The sequence below is a fragment of the Leuconostoc falkenbergense genome (assembly GCF_014634805.1).
Taxonomy (GTDB): domain Bacteria; phylum Bacillota; class Bacilli; order Lactobacillales; family Lactobacillaceae; genus Leuconostoc; species Leuconostoc falkenbergense.
Genome location: NZ_BMBS01000078.1, coordinates 1 through 2,285 on the forward strand (window position 1 = coordinate 1; position 2,285 = coordinate 2,285).

The 2,285-nt window shown below is 37.1% G+C and carries 3 protein-coding genes and 1 pseudogene; all 4 read right to left on the reverse strand.

Going from position 1 to position 2,285, the window contains the following annotated elements; all coding sequences use genetic code 11:
* Positions 1–104 precede the first annotated feature (104 nt).
* Entirely contained in the window at positions 105–305 is a 201-nt protein-coding gene (locus IEU71_RS09915; protein ID WP_004911518.1) for a MerR family transcriptional regulator, read from the reverse strand.
* On the reverse strand, positions 306–710 hold the full coding sequence (locus IEU71_RS09920) for a hypothetical protein (RefSeq protein ID WP_036066542.1): 405 nt from the start codon (positions 708–710) through the stop codon (positions 306–308).
* Between the two features lie 117 nt (positions 711–827).
* Positions 828–1,199 (reverse strand): hypothetical protein, encoded by a 372-nt coding sequence (locus tag IEU71_RS09925; protein ID WP_004911510.1) that lies wholly within the window; start codon positions 1,197–1,199, stop codon positions 828–830.
* A 336-nt stretch (positions 1,200–1,535) separates the two neighbouring features.
* Positions 1,536–2,285 (reverse strand): annotated as a pseudogene (locus tag IEU71_RS09930) (hypothetical protein); the annotation flags it as partial.

Consider the following 2,285-nt stretch of genomic DNA (forward strand, 5'->3'; position numbering starts at 1 on the left):
CAAGTAAGCAGTGTTTGAAGATAAATAAAAAAGCATGTTCACACGCTTTCATTATTTCACACTGTTATGATGTTGTTGTTCGCTTAACCCTTTCTTAAACATTGTTAATCATAATAATGTCTCACAGCCTCATCAATTTCATCACGATTGTATCTTTTGCCATGTTCTGTGGGATAACCTTTTACCTTGCCTGTCTTCACGTATCGTTTGATAAAAGTATTATCCGCCACACTGATGTATTTGTGCGCTTCACAACGCTTTAACCACATAGCCCATTGCTGGGGATGATTATTACTTGCTGTCATCTATTCTCCTTTCCACACTTCAAGTATCAATTTATTTACATATCGTTCAATGCCGTGTACATTGATGTCTTTAATCGCCATTGCTAGTGCTAACCTGCCTTTATATACTAGGTGCATGCTGATTGACTGCGCTACATATACATCAAAACGCTTATGGTATTTATTAGCGTTGACGTTAGCTGTCCGTTTACTCGCCATAGGATGTGTTTCTTGATAAGCTCTGGACTTATTTCCGTGCGTTGTAAAACTCAAAACATAATTGATAGCTCTACGATTAGTTAGCTTGCGTCTGATCAACTCATCCATGACTAAATTAAACACATATACATAAAACATGGTGCTTTCTTTCTCTGCATAGGTTTTTTCGGGTCGTGGAAACCTACTCATTAAATCGTTGATATTCATAAAAACTTTCCTTACTAGTAAAATACAACCTCTGTATTTTAATGTTCATAAGCTAAACCATTGGAAACGTTGATTTTCAGCTACTAAAAATGTCCGTTTATTTATGTTTGTTTTTGTCTATCTATCTCTAAAACTATGCCACCAAGCGTACAATCCGCCTTTCTTCAACTCAACATCAAACTGTGTGACTTCGTGATCTGATTGTTTAATCTCTCGTTGCTGACTTTGCCATAACTGTTGTATTTGCTCTGGTGTGAGTTCGTGCTTAACAAAGTTATTTTTATCAAATTGTCGATAATCATACCCCAAAGCCTTTAACGTGTTATCTAACATATTAGTCAAATGCTTTAGTGTGTCATATTGGTGGTCTTGGATCACTTTTAAATTTTCTTGCTCAATATTTCGCTTCACTAAATAATGAATACGTCTATGTTGTTCAAAGATATAACCAATTAATGCTATAAATATAAAGCCAACTATATAATTCATTTCATCCCCTTTTCGGTTGTTTTCTGCTAATTTTGTGGCTCGTTCCAAAAGACAAGCCTATGATGTGCCGTTGCTTTTTTGATTTTGTAGCCTGTAACCCTTGATATAACTGACTTTTATTTTTTGTGCCAAATGTTCCAACTTTTTTTCATACTACACACTATATAGGCTTATTTATTTTTTTTATGAAAAGTATTGGAACAAATGGCACAAGGTGTTAAACCTATGCGCCACAAGCGTTACAGCGTTTTGGCTTTGGTACAAAAAAAGCACATTTTGATGACAAATGCTTTTATACCATGGCTTCAACCCCTGTTTTTATGGAACAAATTACCTTTATTCGTTAAAATACGGGTCTAAATCTAAACCGTCCCAACTCCAGACAGGGTACTCTGTCGTCTTGCCCGTTTGATGTGAACGTGTCTTTATTTTTTTATATCCTAACTGCTCCATACGGCCATTAAACTGCTTACGTTGTAATTTGCTGTGTATACCATTATCTTGTAACCATAATTGAAATAAGTCCCACGTTTGAGAGATACTAACGCCACCGCTATATAAATTGTCATCTTCTCTCGTAACATCTTTTAAAAACATAGTGACTAAATTTTGACGTTCTAGCCATTCTCTTGTTGCTGTTTCAATCTCATCACTGGTTGAAAACTTGCCCCGTTGCTTGGCTTGTTGATAAGCTGTTAAAACACTATAAGCAAATGCGCCTACTTCCTTAATAGCTTGTTTTTCATCCCACAATAACGCTCGCTTGGCTTGTTCTTGTGGTCGCTCTCTGGCTCTTGGTGCTGTCACGGGTACAATCTTGATACGCTGTGATAATGCTACATTGACGGCTATGTTAGGGGTCTGGTTAGCGCCAAACAACAACAAAGCATAGAATTTTAAACTTAATGCGTCTGCATTCTTGGCTTCAACGTCTATTCTGTCCCCACCCGATAGACTGCGTAATGTGTCGGGAACTTCGATACGAGTGTCTGGTAGATCTAAATGAATGTTACTCAACTTCTCAAATAGTCCGATTAGTCCAAATCTTGCACTCTTGCCGTTACTACCTGCGATTGTGTCCATATC